The sequence below is a fragment of the Streptomyces sp. NPDC001851 genome, assembly GCF_040297165.1.
Classification (GTDB): Bacteria; Actinomycetota; Actinomycetes; order Streptomycetales; family Streptomycetaceae; genus Streptomyces.
Genome location: NZ_JBEOYR010000016.1, coordinates 156774 through 170414, shown reverse-complemented (window position 1 = coordinate 170414; position 13641 = coordinate 156774). Strand labels below are relative to the sequence as shown.

Below are 13641 nucleotides of genomic sequence, written 5' to 3'. Positions count from 1 at the left end.
CACGACGCACCCGCAGCGGAACGACGGCGCATCCCCGGTACTACCCTGTTGCCGTGACCGAGATTGACGCAAAGATCGATGCTCTCGTCCCCGCCTGGCTCACCCTCCCCGACATCGCCGAACAGCTCGGCGTCGAGGTGACGCGCGTGCGGCAGCTGGTCAAGGAGGGCCAGCTCATCGCCGTACGCCGAGGTGAGAACCGCGCGCTGCACGTCCCCGCCGCCTTCATCGACGGGGACAAGGTCGTCAAGGGCCTGTCCGGCACCCTGACGCTCCTGCGGGACGACGGCTTCACGGACGAAGAGATGATCGAATGGCTCTTCACCCCTGACCCGACCCTGCCCGGCACCCCCGCGCAGGCCCTGAGCGAGAATCGCGGCACGGAGGTGAAGCGCCGGGCCCAGGCGCTCGCCGTCTGAGCCGACCCGCAGCACGCGCGGGGGCGGGCGGGCCGGTGTGCCCGCACGCCCCCGCGCCGGCCGCCCGCACACCCTTCAGGGGGGACCACGTATGTCCGACACCGCACGCGCCGCGCTCGCCGACGCCCGTCTGTACCTCTGCACGGACGCGCGCACGCGCCAGGGCGACCTGCCCGAGTTCCTGGACGCGGTCCTGGCCGGCGGTGTCGACATCGTCCAGCTGCGCGACAAGGGCCTGGAGGCCGCCGAGGAACTGCGGCACCTGGAGGTCTTCGCGGACGCCTGCGCCCGGCACGGCAAGCTCCTCGCGGTGAACGACCGCGCGGACGTCGCCCACGCCGCCCGCGCCGATGTGCTGCACCTCGGACAGGGCGACCTGCCGGTCCCCGCGGCCCGCGCCATCCTCGGCGAGGAGGTGCTCGTCGGCCGCTCCACGCACGCCGAGTCCGAGGCCGCCGCGGCCGCCGTGCAGGACGGCGTGGACTACTTCTGCACCGGCCCGTGCTGGCCCACCCCCACCAAGCCCGGCCGCCACGCCCCGGGCCTCGACCTGGTCCGGTACACCGCCGGCCTGGGGACCGACCGCCCCTGGTTCGCGATCGGCGGCATCGACCTGCCCCGCCTCGACCAGGTGCTGGACGCGGGCGCCCGCAGAGTGGTCGTGGTCCGCGCGATCACCGAGGCCGACGACCCGGGAGCGGCCGCCGCGGAGTTCGCGAAGCGGCTGCGGCAGGCCTAGCGGCGCCTGCCGCGCCGTCCTGTCCACGCTGTTGTCCAAGGAGTGGACAGAGAAGCGGCAATTCGGGCAAATTTCCGGCATTCGGTTGGGGGACCGCCCACCCCTGGCTAACCTGCCCGTATGGCCCTCGGAACCGCATCCACCAGGACTGATCGCGCACGCACCGTGCGCGAGATCCTCGCCACCGGCAAGACGACGTACTCGTTCGAGTTCTCGGCGCCGAAGACCCCGAAGGGCGAGCGGAACCTGTGGAGCGCGCTCCGGCGGGTCGAGGCGGTCGCGCCCGACTTCGTCTCCGTGACCTACGGCGCCGGCGGCTCCACCCGCGCCGGCACGGTCAAGGAGACCGAGCAGATCGTCGCCGACACCACGCTCACCCCGGTCGCCCACCTCACCGCGGTCGACCACTCCATCGCCGAACTGCGCAACATCATCGGCCAGTACGCGGACGCCGGGATCCGCAACATGCTGGCCGTGCGCGGCGACCCGCCCGGCGACCCCATGGGCGAGTGGGTCCCGCACCCGCGGGGCCTGACCTATGCCGCCGAACTCGTCCGGCTCATCAAGGAGTCGGGCGACTTCTGCGTGGGCGTCGCCGCGTTCCCGGAGATGCACCCCCGCTCCACGGAGTGGGACACCGACGTCGCCCACTTCGTGGACAAGTGCCGTGCGGGCGCCGACTACGCCATCACACAGATGTTCTTCCAGCCGGAGTCGTATCTCAGGCTGCGCGACCGTGTGGCGGCCGCGGGCTGTGACACCCCGGTGATCCCGGAGGTCCTGCCGGTCACCAGCGTGAAGATGCTGGAACGGTTGCCCAGACTCAGCAACGCCGTCTTCCCGGACGCCCTGAAAGAGCGGATCCTCGCAGCGAAGGACGATCCGGCGGCGGTACGCTCCATCGGTATCGACTTCGCCACGGAGTTCTGCGCTCGGCTGCTCGCCGAGGGGGTGCCCGGACTGCACTTCATCACGCTCAACAACTCCACGGCGACGCTGGAAATCTACGAGAACCTGGGCCTGCACCACCCCCCGCAGGCCTAGACCGGCCGCACCGCGATACGACACACTGCGTAGCGGTCACTGGGAGAGGGGCGTACATGGGCTGGACGGTCCTCTACATCGCGTTCGGCATCGTCGCACTGTGGTTGCTGGGCGAGGTGCTGCTGCAGTACAAGGCACGCCTGCGCTGGCGGCTGCTCGCGTTCACCGGCTTCCTCGGGGTCGTGGTCGGCGTGCTGATGCCGTCCGTGATCGTGATCGGCGTCGGCGCCATCGCCTTCGCGGTCGGCCAGACCTATGTCACGCTCTCGTTCCGCCGGGGCTTCGCCGCGGGCTGGGCGGTCAAGCGCCCGGACGCCGAGACCGCCGGCGCCAGCAAGCGCCGCCGCGGCAAGGCGGTCCGGCACGACCCGCAGCCGGAGGCCCCCGGCCTGGAGCCCGGCGGCCCGGACGACGACCGGGACCTGGGCGAGGCCGTCTACCAGCAGGGTCACGACGACGACTACGACCGCGACGACGTCTTCACCCCGGCCCCCCGGCCCGGGGACCCCACCGCCGCCGAGACCACCGCCGTCTACGAGCCGCAGCCCCTGCCCGAGGAGACCGGCTCCTACGGCGTCTACGGCGACACCGCCTACGCGGGCGCCGCCCAGGCCCAGACCCAGGGCGCGGAGCAGCAGAGCTACGCCTACGACTACTCGGGCTACGGCCAGCAGGGCTACGGCTACGACTCCGGTGGCCAGCAGGCCTACGCCAACTACTCCGACCCGTACATCGGCAGCCAGCCCTACGGCGGCGCCTCGTACGACACCGGCGCCTCGGGGCAGTACGGCCAGCAGGGCTACGCCCAGGACCCGTACGCCGGCGGCGGTTACGGCGAGACCCCGGCGGGCGGGGTGTGGGTACCGCAGCAGCGCACCGACGAGACCTACGGCGGCGAACTCCCGCAGGAGCAGCCCTACCCGTACCAGGGGCAGGGGCACGGCCACGCCCAGCAGCCGCAGCCGGGCGCCGGGTACGACGAGCAGTACCGTTTCTGAGGCCTGAGCCCGCTCGCCCCGGGCCCGCTCACTGGGAGCCGCGGAACCCCGGCCCCTCCACGATCAGACCCGCCACCAGCGCGCCGGACATGCCCGCGTGCGGCAGTCCACCGCCGGGGTGCGACCAGCCGCCGGCGGTGAAGAGGCCGGCCAGCCTCGTGCTGTTGCCCGGGTGCAGCAGGCGCCCGGCACCGGCCGCGAGTGCCGGGGCCGGCACCGCGCCGCCCGCCGCGCCCGTGGCCTCCTCGACGGCGGCAGGGGTGCGCACCTCCTTCCACAGGATGCGGTCCCGCAGCCCGGGTACGGCCCGCTCGGCCACCTCGATCACGGCCTCGGCGTGCTGGTCGAAGACGGCACGCCCGGTCCGGCTCTCCTCCCGGGCCAGGGCGGGGACCACCGAGGACAGCACGACCGACTCATGGCCGGCGTCCGGCACCAGCGCCGGGTCGCCGGGCCGCAGCACGGTGACGGTCGGGCGCGCCGCCGTCCCCTCGAAGCCGCCGAACAGCCGCTCCAGCTCGCTGTCCCGGTCCTCCGCGTGCACCACGGTCCGGTGGGCCGCACCGTGCGGCCGCTCGCCGCGCAACGCCAGCAGCACCGTGAGCCGGCTCGGCGTCCCGCGCTGCGGCGCGACCTCGCCGTCACCGCGGAGGGCCGTGCCGGTCACGAACCGGCCGAGGGCGTCCGGGGCGACACCGGCCACCACGAAGTCCGCCTCGGCCACCGTGCCGTCCGCCAACTCCACGCCCGCCGCACGGCCTTCCTTCTCCAGGATCCGGACGACTTCCGCGCCGAAGACGAACTCGACCCGCCGCTGCACGCACCGCTCGTACACCGCGCGCGCCAGCTCCCGGATGCCGCCGCGCACATACCAGGTGCCGAAGGCGTGCTCCATGTAGGGCAGCACGGCCGCGCTCGCCGGAGCGGTCCGCGGATCGAGGCCGTGGGCGAGTGCGGAACCCTCCAGCAGAGCCGCCAGGCGCTCGTCGCCCAGCTCCAGGGAGCCGATCTCGGACAGCGTGCGCGCGTACCGGGTGCGCAGCAGGCGCCGGTGCGGGACGGCCGGATACGGCTCCTTCTCGGCCAGCACCTGCCAGTTGGGCCACAGCGGCTCCTCCAGCAGCGGTCTGCGCGTGCGGTCCCAGGCCTCCCTGGCCCGCACCAGGAAGCCACCCCAGCGCTCGCCCGCCCCCGCACCCAGCGCCTCGTCCAGGGCCGCCACCACCCCCGCGCGCGAGGCGTTCGGCAGGGACACCTCGGTGCCGTCCGCGAAGACATGCCGCGCGGACGGATCGACCTGGACCAGCTCGACGCAGTCCTCCAGCGGCTCCTTGCCGGTCTTGACGAACAGATCGCGGTACACGGCGGGCAGCGTCAGCAGTCCCGGGCCGGTGTCGAAGGCGAACCCGTCCCGCTCGAACCGGCGCACCGCGCCGCCGTATGTCTCCGTACGCTCGTACACCGCCACCCGGTGGCCCGCGACGGCCAGCCGGGCAGCGGCCGCCATCGCGCCCATCCCGGCGCCGATCACCGCAATCCGTGCCATGCCTGCGACTTTATCGACCGCCACTGACAATCCGGTCCCCGGGCGTGGGGTCGCGTGCGGGCTCCTGAGTATCCGTACTCAGTTCGCGAGATGAGTACGTGCGCGGATGGGCCGCGGCCCGTTCGAACGGGAGAGTGGAGGCACGGCACAGGAGCGAGGTCCGGCACCGCCGACACGGGGCGGCGGAACGGCGCCCGCCACCTGGCCGCTCCTTCCGCCGATCCGTCGGCGGAAGCGAGTCGGGGGACCCGGGGGACGACCACCCACGGGGGACCATCGGGGGAAGACCGTACGGGGGAGTACGGGGGAGTACGGGGAATATGAAGGCGCCGGTCCGGCAGCGGACCGGCGCCTTCCTCGTACGCTCAGCCCTTGCCGCTCACGCGTCCCTGGAGCAGCCGGGACAGGGCCGCGTGAACGTCGTCGAGCGAGCGCTCCGGCTGGAACGACTTCCAGTCCAGCGCGGCCACCAGGACCATGCCGACCAGCGCGGCCGCCGTCAGCTGGACATCGATCTCGTCGCTGAACTCGCCGCCCGCCACGCCCTCGCGCAGCACGCCCTCGACGACCGCGACGGCCTCCTGCCGGACCACCATCAGCGTGGACTGCCAGGCCCGGTTGGTGCGCCACAGCTCGGCCACGTACAGCTGGGTGAAGGCCGGGTAGCGGTCGATGAAGACCAGACCCGCGCGGACCATCGCGTCCAGCGCGTCGACCTTGCCGCCGCCCTCGGCCGCGGTCTGCTCGGCCGCCTCCTTCAGGGAGGCGGTGAGCAGGCCCACACCGTGCCGCAGCAGCTCCTCGAAGAGGACCGACTTGCTCGCGAAGTTGTAGTAGACCGTGCCTTTCGCGACCCCGGCCCGCTCCGCGATCTCGTCCACCGTGGTGGCGGAGAAGCCCTGCTCGGCGATGAGCGTGACGGCCGCCTCGTAGAGCTTCTGCCGGGTGGCCTCGCGGCGCGTGCTGCCGCCTGACCTGGCGCTGCTGCTTTCCATGGCCTTGATTCTCACAGGTACGCGCGCATGCGGTGGCCGCTTGCCGATCACAGGCTCAGCTCGGGGTGCAGCCGGTCCAGCGTCCACACCTGGCGCCGCCGGGCCGCGAGGGCGGTCAGCGCGAGCGCGCCCGCGGTGAACGCGGCGAGCACACCGCACGCCTGCCACACCGGGCCGAGCCCGCCGCCCGTGATCAGCCGGCGCAGCGCCGCCACGATGTAGCTCATCGGCAGGAACGGGTGGATCGCGTTGAAGAAACCCGGGCTGGTCTGCACCGGGTAGGTGCCGCCCGCCGAGGTCAGCTGGAGCATCAGCAGCGCGAGGACCAGGATCCGGCCGGCCGCGCCGAAGCGGGCGTTCAGCCACTGCACGATCGCCGCGAAGCACGCGGTGACCAGGCACAGGAAGCCGATCGTGCCGGCCGCGCGCAGCATCTGCAGACCGATCGCCCAGTGCAGTACGGCCATCAGCGCGACCACCTGGAGCACGCCCACCGCGACCACCGGCAGCCAGCCCGCGAGCGCGATCCGCCAGGCCGGTGAACCGGCCGCCAGGGCGCGCCGGTTGAGCGGCGGGATCAGCATGTAGGCGACCATCGCGCCCACCCACAGCGACAGCGGGATGAAGTACGGGGCGAAACCGGTGCCGTAGTTCGGTGCCTTGTGCAGGTCGTGGGAGGCCAGCTGGACCGGGTCGGCCATCACGCCGGTGTGCTGGTCGCGGTCCTTCTTGCCGTAGTCCGGGATCTTCCCGGCGCCGTCGTGCAGTCCGCCGGCGAGCCTGTCCGAGCCGTCGGACAGCTTGTACAGGCCACCGTTCAGGGTCTGGGCGCCCGAGGCGGCCGTGCCGATGCCCTTGTCCAGCGTGGTCGCGCCGGTCTGGGCGGTGCCGAGTCCGGTGTGCAGCTTCCTGGCGCCGGCGGCGACCTTCTGCGCGCCGTCGTTCAGCTTGTTGATCTTGTTGACGGCGTCGTCGACGTCCTCGTACAGGTGCGGTGCGCGCCTTTCGAGTGCCGTGGCCTGCTTCTGCAGGGTGCCGAGGTTGTCCCGCATGGTCTTGAGGTCGCCGTTCTGGTCGGCGATCAGCGTGTTGAGGTCGTCGGCCACGGTGGCCACCTCGGCGGTGGCCCTCCTGGCCCGCTTGAGGTCGGCGCAGTTCGGGTCGGGGAGCGTGGCGGTCTCGCAGCGCGCCTTGTAGATCGCGTCCAGGATGCCGGCGTTCGCGTGGGCGAGCTTCGCGGCGTCCGGGGCGTGCTCCACCAGCTCGTCGAGGTTGTCCTTGACGGCCCTGGCCGAGTCGGAGACCAGGCGGGCGGTGTCCCCGATGGTCTTCCCGTTGTCCTTCAGGAACGGGCCGGCCGTGCCGTAGACGCCGTTGACCTTGTCGGCGAGCGTCTTCGTGCCGTCGGCGACCCGCCGGGAACCGTCCTGGAGGTCACCGGCCCCCGTGTTCAGCTGCTGCAGGCCCGTGACCAGCTTGCCGCTGCCGCTGCTGGCGTCCCGCAGGCCGTCGGCGAGGTCCTTGGAGCCCTTCTCCGCCTTCCCGATGCCGGTGTTCAGCTTGTCGGCGCCCTCGGCGGCCGTGACGGTCTTGTCGTGGATGTCGGAGAAGGAGACGAAGATCTTGTCCAGGAAGGTGCGCGAGGTCTTGGTGGAGGCGGCCGTGCGGACCTCGTTGAAGACGGTGCGTGAGATCTGGCCGACGATGTAGTTGTTCGCGTCGTTGGTGCGCACCTGGAGGGCGCCGGTCTGCGGGGAGGCGCCGGAACTGGAGGCGATCCGCCGGCTGAGGTCGGACGGCAGGGTCAGCGACAGGTAGTACGTGCCGTCCTCGACGCCCCTGCGGGCCTCCTCGTCGCTCACCCGGTGCCACGCGAAGGTCCGGCTGTCGCGCAGCCCGTCGACGATGTCCGCACCGGCACTGATCCTCTTCCCGCCCGCTGTGGCGCCCTTGTCGTCGTTCACCAGCGCCACCGGAATGCGGTCCAGACGGCCGTACGGGTCCCAGAAGGACCACAGGTACAGGGCGCCGTAGAGCAGGGGCAGCACGAGCAGCGCGACGAGGGCGGCGCGCGGCAGCCTCCCGCGCCCGAAGCGCCTCAGCTCCAGCGCGGCCAGCCTAGGCGAGCGCATCGACGTCCTCCTTCGGGTCGTTGTTCCCGCCGCTCATGTGGGCGTCCGCTCCGGCGTCCGTCCCGCCGCTCCGGCCGGCCTCCGCCCGGCCGTGCCTCTCGCCGCTCCGGCCGGCCTCCGCCTCGGTGTCCGCGGGCCCGGTCGGTACGACGACGCAGTCACCGGGGGCGGTGCGGCAGACGACCGCCACCGTCGTCCCCGCGCGCGTGAGGGACCGCAGCAGGTCCCACAGCTCGGCGCGTTCGGTGTCCGAGAGCTTCATGTCGATGTCGTCGACGCCGAGCAGTCCGGGCCGGCCGAGCAGCGCGAGCGCGATGGACAGGCGCAGTTCCTGCGGCCGTTCCAGGTCACGCACGGCCGTCCGGGAGCCCTTGGGCAGCGTGTCGAGGTCGAGCCGGGCGGTGGCCAGGGCGGCGTCGACGCGCAGCCGTGCCTCGTGCGTGCGCTGGGCGCGGGGGTGCAGCAGGTCGCGCAGGGAGTCCCCGAAGCGGCTCTGCAGCAGGGCCCGTTCGCGCAGGTGCTCGGCGACGGTCAGGGCCGGCTCCAGGTCCGTCACCCCGGTCACGTTGGCGACCGCGCTGACACGGCGCAGCCGGGCCATGTGCCGGGGGAGTTTGAATCCGCCGACGGTGGCCACTCCCTCGGTGGGCTTCATCCGTCCCGTGAGTGCGAGCAGCAGACAGGTACGGCCGGAGCCGGACGGTCCCTCGATCGCGATGAGTGAGCCGGGGGCCGCGTCGAGGGTGATGCCGCGGAAGGCCCACCCCCGCGGCCCCTTGAGCCCGAGGCCCTCGGCCCTGACGTGCACGCCGTCCACAAGTCCCCCTGCGGATTCAGGTTTTTGAACTGACTGGTCAGTTCAAAAATACGCCGAACCTGTGATCGAGGCAAAGCCCCAGGTCAGAACGGATTGTCAGTGCCATACCTCACGATGGGCACATACGGCATTCGTGCCGTCACCCAGACGACAGGAGGTTCGTCATGGCCAATCCCTCCGCAGCCGCCGCCCGCCGGCGCCGCGCCACCGGCCCTGCCCCCTCACTGACCGGCCCGGCGAGCGACGTGCACCCCGTGCTCCGCCGGGCCACGGCCCCGCCCGCCGCCCTCGACCTGCTCGCCCAGGCCCGCGCCGGACTGGAGGAGGCCACCGTCCTGGAAGCGCCGAACGAGCGCTATGCGACGGCCCACCTCGCCGCCCTGCGCACCGCCGCCGCCGTGCTCGCCGCCCGGGGCCGCCCCGAGACCTCCCCGCGCCGTCGCGCCCGGATCCGCAGCGCCTGGGAAGTGCTCCCCGAGATCGTCCCCGAACTGACCGAGTGGAGCGCGCTGTTCGCCTCCGGCGCCGCCCGCCGTGCCCGTGCCGAGGCCGGCATCCGGGGAGCGGCGAGCCGACGGGACGCCGACGACCTGATACGGGACGTGGGGGTGTTCCTGCGCATCGTCGAGCGCATGCTCGTCCTCCAGCCGGTCCTGCCGCAGCCCCGCCAGGATTCCGGTGGATCCGACCGCCCGGGAACACGCGGCGGCCTGCCGGACGCGGGCTGACCACCGGACGGGAGCACGCGTGACCACGAGCGCCGTTCGAGACCCGCCCGGGCGTACCCGTCCGAGGTGACCAGGCAGGGCACCGGAGGCCATAGGGTGGAGTCATCCGAAGCCGTCCAGCCCTGCCGAGGAGTCAACTGCCGTGTCGGACCCGATGCGACCCCGCGCTTCCCTCCGTACCGCCGTGGTCTGGGAGGTCCTCCAGGACGCCCTCGACCGGCGGGTCAAGGCCACGGGACGGGAGTCGCTGGACGTCCTCGACACCGGCGGCGGCAGCGGCAACTTCGCCGTGCCCGTCGCCCGGCTCGGCCACCGTGTCACCGTGGTCGACCCCAGCCCGAACGCCCTGTTCGCGCTGGAGCGCCGGGCCGCCGAGGCCGGCGTCGTCGACCGGGTCCGGGGCGTCCAGGGCGATGCGCACGGGCTGTTCGACGTGGTCGAGCGCGGTGCCTACGACGCCGTGCTGTGCCATGGCGTCCTGGAGTACGTCGACGACCCGGCCGAGGGTGTGCGCAACGCGGTCGCCGCGCTGCGCTCCGAGGGCGTTCTCAGCCTGCTCGCCGCGGGCCTCGGCGGTGCCGTGCTCGCCCGCGCCCTCGCCGGCCACTTCACCGAGGCCCGGCAGGCGCTGACGGACCCCGACGGCCGCTGGGGCGCCGGTGACCCGATGCCCCGCCGGTTCACCGCCGAGCAGCTCACCGCGCTGGTCGAGGGCGCCGGCCTGAAGGTCGGTGCCGTGCACGGCGTGCGGGTCTTCGCCGACCTCGTCCCCGGCGTCCTGGTGGACACCGAGCCCGGCGCCCTCGACGCGCTCCTGAAGCTGGAGGCCGCCGCGGCCGAGCAGCCCGCGTTCCACTCCGTCGCCACCCAGCTGCATGTGCTCGGCGAGACGCGGGGTGCCGCCGAGGCCTGAGCGACTGAGGTGACCCGCCGCTGATCAGGGCCTCGGCAGCGGATGGAGTACGCCACAAGACGCCCGATCGTGGGGTTTGCGCCGTATGATCGAGGTACACCACCCGGCATGACGGGTCGGTCGCCGGGGAATGGAAGCCTCAGCGAGCCGGGACGGCCATGACGGTTCCGGTTGGCCAATTGGCGTAGAGGGGCGGGTTTCACGGGGGCGATTCCCTGCCTATCCTGAAGGGACCCCCCGGGTCGCCCCGGCGACTGCACGATGAGGAGGACTCCGTGCCGCTCTCGGAGCACGAGCAGCGCATGCTCGAGCAGATGGAGCGAGCGCTGTACGCCGAAGATCCCAAGTTCGCGTCGGCGCTTGAGGGAAGCGGGCTGCGTTCGTACACCCGGCGGCGGGTCTACCAGGCGGTCGCAGGCTTCCTCGTGGGTATCGCGCTCCTCATGGCCGGAATGGTCGCGCAGCTGATCTGGGTCAGCGTGGTGGGTTTCCTCGTCATGCTGGGCTGTGCCGTACTCGCCGTCACGGGCTGGCGCAAGGCCCCGAAGCCCGGCGAGCAGCCCGCGGGCGCCGTCGGCCGTCAGGTGCGGCCGAAGCGCTCCATGATGGATCGGATCGAAGAGCGCTGGCAGCGCCGCCGGGACGAACAGGGCCGGTAACCGTCCGGCGGTCTCCGCGGGGCCGCCGACAGACACCGCCGACAGACGACGTCGAGGGGCGACCACCACCGGTGGTCGCCCCTCACCTTGTCTCAGCCCTGCCTTGACCTTTGTCTCAGCCGTTCCCTGCCTTGACCTTTGTCTCAGCCCCGCTGCTGCGACGGCCGGCGCAGGCCGGGCCTCGCAGCCGCCCGTGCCCGGAGCGCCGACCAGCGGGCAGCCACCGCCCAGAGCACCCGCACCGACGAGCGGGGCAGGAACAGCGCCCGCAGCCGGGTGCCGGTGCCCACCGCGCCGCGCAGTCCCTCGATCACCCGGTGCACGTCCTCGGCCATGCCCGCCGCGGGGCGCGGCCGGGGCGCGTACAGCACCTGCTCCACCGCGTCCGCGATCCGGTGCACCGCGGCACCGGCCGCCGGGTCCAGCTGTCCGAGCCCGACGATCCGGTCGGCCGCCCCGCGCGGGGTCAGCGACTCGTCCGGCGGGATGCCGTGATCCCAGGCGCTGTCCGTCAGCTCCTGCCAGGCGGCCAGGGTGTGCGCCGCCGCGCCCTGTTCGGTCCGGGCGTGCCCGCCCAGCCGCACCGACCGCACCCGCAGCCGCCACAGCAGAGGCGCGAACGGCACCGCCAGCACCACCAGCGCGGCCAGGCCGATCAGCAGATACCACCCCGGTCCCGGGCCGCCGTCGCCGCTGCTCGGGGCCGCCGCGGCGGACGCGGTGTCGCACCCCTGGAGCTTGACCAGCTGGGGCGTGCAGCTCTCACTCGCCGAGGGCGCCGCCGAGGGCGCCGTGGACGAGTGGTGCGAGGGCAGGTCCTGGTCCGGCAGCGAGGTGCCGGGCGTGTCCGGCCGGGTGTACGACGGCGTCGTACCGCGGGTCGGGGTCGGCTCGAAGCGGGTCCAGCCGACGCCCTCGAAGTACAGCTCGGGCCAGGCGTGCGCGTCCTTCTGGCTCACCGTGATGCTGCCGTCCGCCTGCGGGGTGCCCGGGGCGAAGCCCACCGCGACCCGGGCCGGGATGCCCAGGGTGCGGGCCATCGCCGCCATGGCGAAGGAGAAGTGGACGCAGAAGCCCTCCTTCCTCTTCAGGAAGTTCGCGATGGCGCCCGGGCCGCGGCCGACCTGCACCTGGGTGTCGTACTGGAAGCCGCCGGTGACGGAGAAGTAGTCCTGGAGCTTGACCGCTTCCTCGTAGTGGCTCCGCGCGCCCGCCGTGATCTGCCTGGCGGTCCTGGCGACGACTTTCGGCAGCGCGGACGGCACCTGGGTGTACTCGCGCTTCAGGGCCGCGGGCGGCTCCGGCGCGGAGGACAGCTGCTCCGCGGTCGGCTGTACATCCAGGCTGGTCACCTGGTAGGCCGCGCCGCGCGTGGTCTGGCCGGGGTCGCCGACGACGGCCATGCCGACGGGCTCGTAGCGCCAGCGTCCGCCGATCTTCACCCCGCTCGGCGGGTACGGCATCGGCAGCCAGTCCTGGGCGTACCAGTCCGCCGCCGTGACCGTGGTCGTCACCGTGCTGCGCCTGACGTCCGCGCCGAGGCCGATGGGTGTGGGGAACCGGTCCGGTACCCCGACGATGTGCCGCTGGGCCGGCTTCCAGGTGGTGCCGTCGAAGTCGTCCAGCGAGGCGATCCGCAGATACAGGTCCGAGGCGTCGTCGCCGCTGGTCTTCAGGGACAGCACCTGACGGTCGTTGTCCGTGTTCAGGTTGTCCCGCAGGGCCACCAGCAGGTTGACCGCGCCGCCCCCGGTTCCCAGGCCGCTGCCCACCCCGACGCCGGTGCCCGCCGTGTCGAGCAGGCCGCCCTGCATCGCGGGCAGGGCCAGCGGGACCATCAGGGCCACGCCCAGCGCGACCGCGCCGATCCGCCGTCCCGTGCGCACCGGGGCCAGCGCGCCGGCCTCGGGGGAGCCCGGAGAAGCGGGCCCGCCGCCGAAGACCCGGCCCCACTGGGCCAGCCGGTCCCGGCCCTCCGCGAGCAGCAGCATCAGATAGCCGGCCGCCGCCACCAGGAACCACAGCCAGTCGGCCGCGCCATGGGACAGCCCGGCGGCCACCGAGTACAGCGCGAGCAGCGGCAGCCCGGCCGGGGCCGCGCTGCGGAAGGTCACCGCGAGCGTGTCCACCAGCAGGCCGATCAGCAGGGCGCCGCCGATCAGCATCAGCTTGATGCCGTCGGTGAGGGGCGCCGGTATCGCGTACTCGCTGACGTCGTTGGAGCCCTGCTGGAGCAGGTCGGCGAAGTGCCGGAAGGCGTCCGGGCCGGGGACCAGTCCGATGATCGCGTGCTGCCGTGCGAAGACCAGGGTCAGCAGCACCAGCGTGGCCAGCGCCTGCGCCGCCACGGTCAGCGGCCGGCCCAGCGGCACCCGGCGGGCCGCCGCGCCCACGCCGGTCTGCACGGCCACCAGCGGCACCAGCTGCAGCAGCCAGGTCGGCTCGGCCACCAGGGGCAGCAGCGCGCAGGAGGCCATCAGCGTGGCCGCGGCCGCGCACAGCGCCAGTCGAGCCCGCCCGCTCATCGCGATGCCTCCCCGCTCACGGCGGTCAGCCCGGAACGACCGCTGATGCCCTTGCCTGCCGCGTTCACGGCGTTCAGCCCGGAACGACCGCTCATCCCCTTGCCTCCCCGCACAAGGCGGTCAGTC

At 73.1% G+C, this 13641-nt stretch carries 12 protein-coding genes; 7 read left to right on the top strand and 5 right to left on the bottom strand.

Annotated features, from left to right (window positions below; translation table 11 throughout):
• Positions 1 to 53 precede the first annotated feature (53 nt).
• The 4 genes from ABT171_RS24400 (at position 54) to ABT171_RS24385 (ending at position 3200) form a co-directional block, all read left to right on the top strand.
• Positions 54 to 419 carry an Rv2175c family DNA-binding protein gene (locus tag ABT171_RS24400; protein ID WP_030742629.1) on the top strand — a complete coding sequence of 122 codons (366 nt, stop codon included), beginning with the start codon at positions 54 to 56 and terminating at the stop codon, positions 417 to 419.
• Between the two features lie 91 nt (positions 420 to 510).
• Positions 511 to 1158, top strand: a complete 648-nt coding sequence (gene thiE / locus ABT171_RS24395) for a thiamine phosphate synthase (protein WP_351247140.1) — start codon at positions 511 to 513, stop codon at positions 1156 to 1158.
• A gap of 120 nt (positions 1159 to 1278) precedes the next feature.
• Positions 1279 to 2202 (top strand): methylenetetrahydrofolate reductase [NAD(P)H], encoded by a 924-nt coding sequence (gene metF / locus ABT171_RS24390; protein WP_351247138.1) that lies wholly within the window; start codon positions 1279 to 1281, stop codon positions 2200 to 2202.
• Between the two features lie 56 nt (positions 2203 to 2258).
• Positions 2259 to 3200, top strand: coding sequence for an SCO2102 family sporulation regulator (locus ABT171_RS24385; RefSeq protein WP_351247136.1), 942 nt, complete (start codon positions 2259 to 2261; stop codon positions 3198 to 3200).
• Between the two features lie 28 nt (positions 3201 to 3228).
• On the opposite strand, the gene ABT171_RS24380 is transcribed toward ABT171_RS24385, so the two are convergent.
• The 4 genes from ABT171_RS24380 to ABT171_RS24365 all read right to left on the bottom strand — a co-directional run bounded on the left by ABT171_RS24380 (position 3229) and on the right by ABT171_RS24365 (position 8690).
• Positions 3229 to 4746 carry a phytoene desaturase family protein gene (locus tag ABT171_RS24380; protein ID WP_351247134.1) on the bottom strand — a complete coding sequence of 506 codons (1518 nt, stop codon included), beginning with the start codon at positions 4744 to 4746 and terminating at the stop codon, positions 3229 to 3231.
• Between the two features lie 365 nt (positions 4747 to 5111).
• Positions 5112 to 5741 (bottom strand): TetR/AcrR family transcriptional regulator, encoded by a 630-nt coding sequence (locus ABT171_RS24375; RefSeq protein WP_351247132.1) that lies wholly within the window; start codon positions 5739 to 5741, stop codon positions 5112 to 5114.
• Between the two features lie 47 nt (positions 5742 to 5788).
• A complete protein-coding gene (locus ABT171_RS24370) occupies positions 5789 to 7873 on the bottom strand; it encodes a YhgE/Pip family protein (protein WP_351247130.1) in 2085 nt (694 codons plus the stop codon).
• Complete coding sequence (locus ABT171_RS24365) at positions 7860 to 8690, bottom strand: ATP-binding cassette domain-containing protein (protein ID WP_351247128.1); 831 nt, start codon at positions 8688 to 8690, stop codon at positions 7860 to 7862. Before ABT171_RS24365 ends, ABT171_RS24370 begins: the two co-directional genes overlap by 14 nt.
• A gap of 164 nt (positions 8691 to 8854) precedes the next feature.
• Between ABT171_RS24365 and ABT171_RS24360 the strand changes: the two genes are divergently transcribed.
• From ABT171_RS24360 to ABT171_RS24350, 3 genes are all read left to right on the top strand, one after another.
• Positions 8855 to 9418 carry an SAV_6107 family HEPN domain-containing protein gene (locus ABT171_RS24360; RefSeq protein WP_351247126.1) on the top strand — a complete coding sequence of 188 codons (564 nt, stop codon included), beginning with the start codon at positions 8855 to 8857 and terminating at the stop codon, positions 9416 to 9418.
• A gap of 142 nt (positions 9419 to 9560) precedes the next feature.
• Positions 9561 to 10331, top strand: a complete 771-nt coding sequence (locus tag ABT171_RS24355) for a methyltransferase (RefSeq protein ID WP_351247124.1) — start codon at positions 9561 to 9563, stop codon at positions 10329 to 10331.
• A 275-nt stretch (positions 10332 to 10606) separates the two neighbouring features.
• Positions 10607 to 10990: an SCO2097 family morphological protein gene (locus ABT171_RS24350; protein ID WP_351247122.1), complete on the top strand. Its 384-nt coding sequence runs from the start codon at positions 10607 to 10609 to the stop codon at positions 10988 to 10990.
• Between the two features lie 143 nt (positions 10991 to 11133).
• Here ABT171_RS24350 and ABT171_RS24345 read toward each other — a convergent pair whose 3' ends face one another.
• On the bottom strand, positions 11134 to 13515 hold the full coding sequence (locus ABT171_RS24345; protein ID WP_351247120.1) for a transglutaminase TgpA family protein: 2382 nt from the start codon (positions 13513 to 13515) through the stop codon (positions 11134 to 11136).
• Between the last annotated feature and the right edge of the window lie 126 nt (positions 13516 to 13641).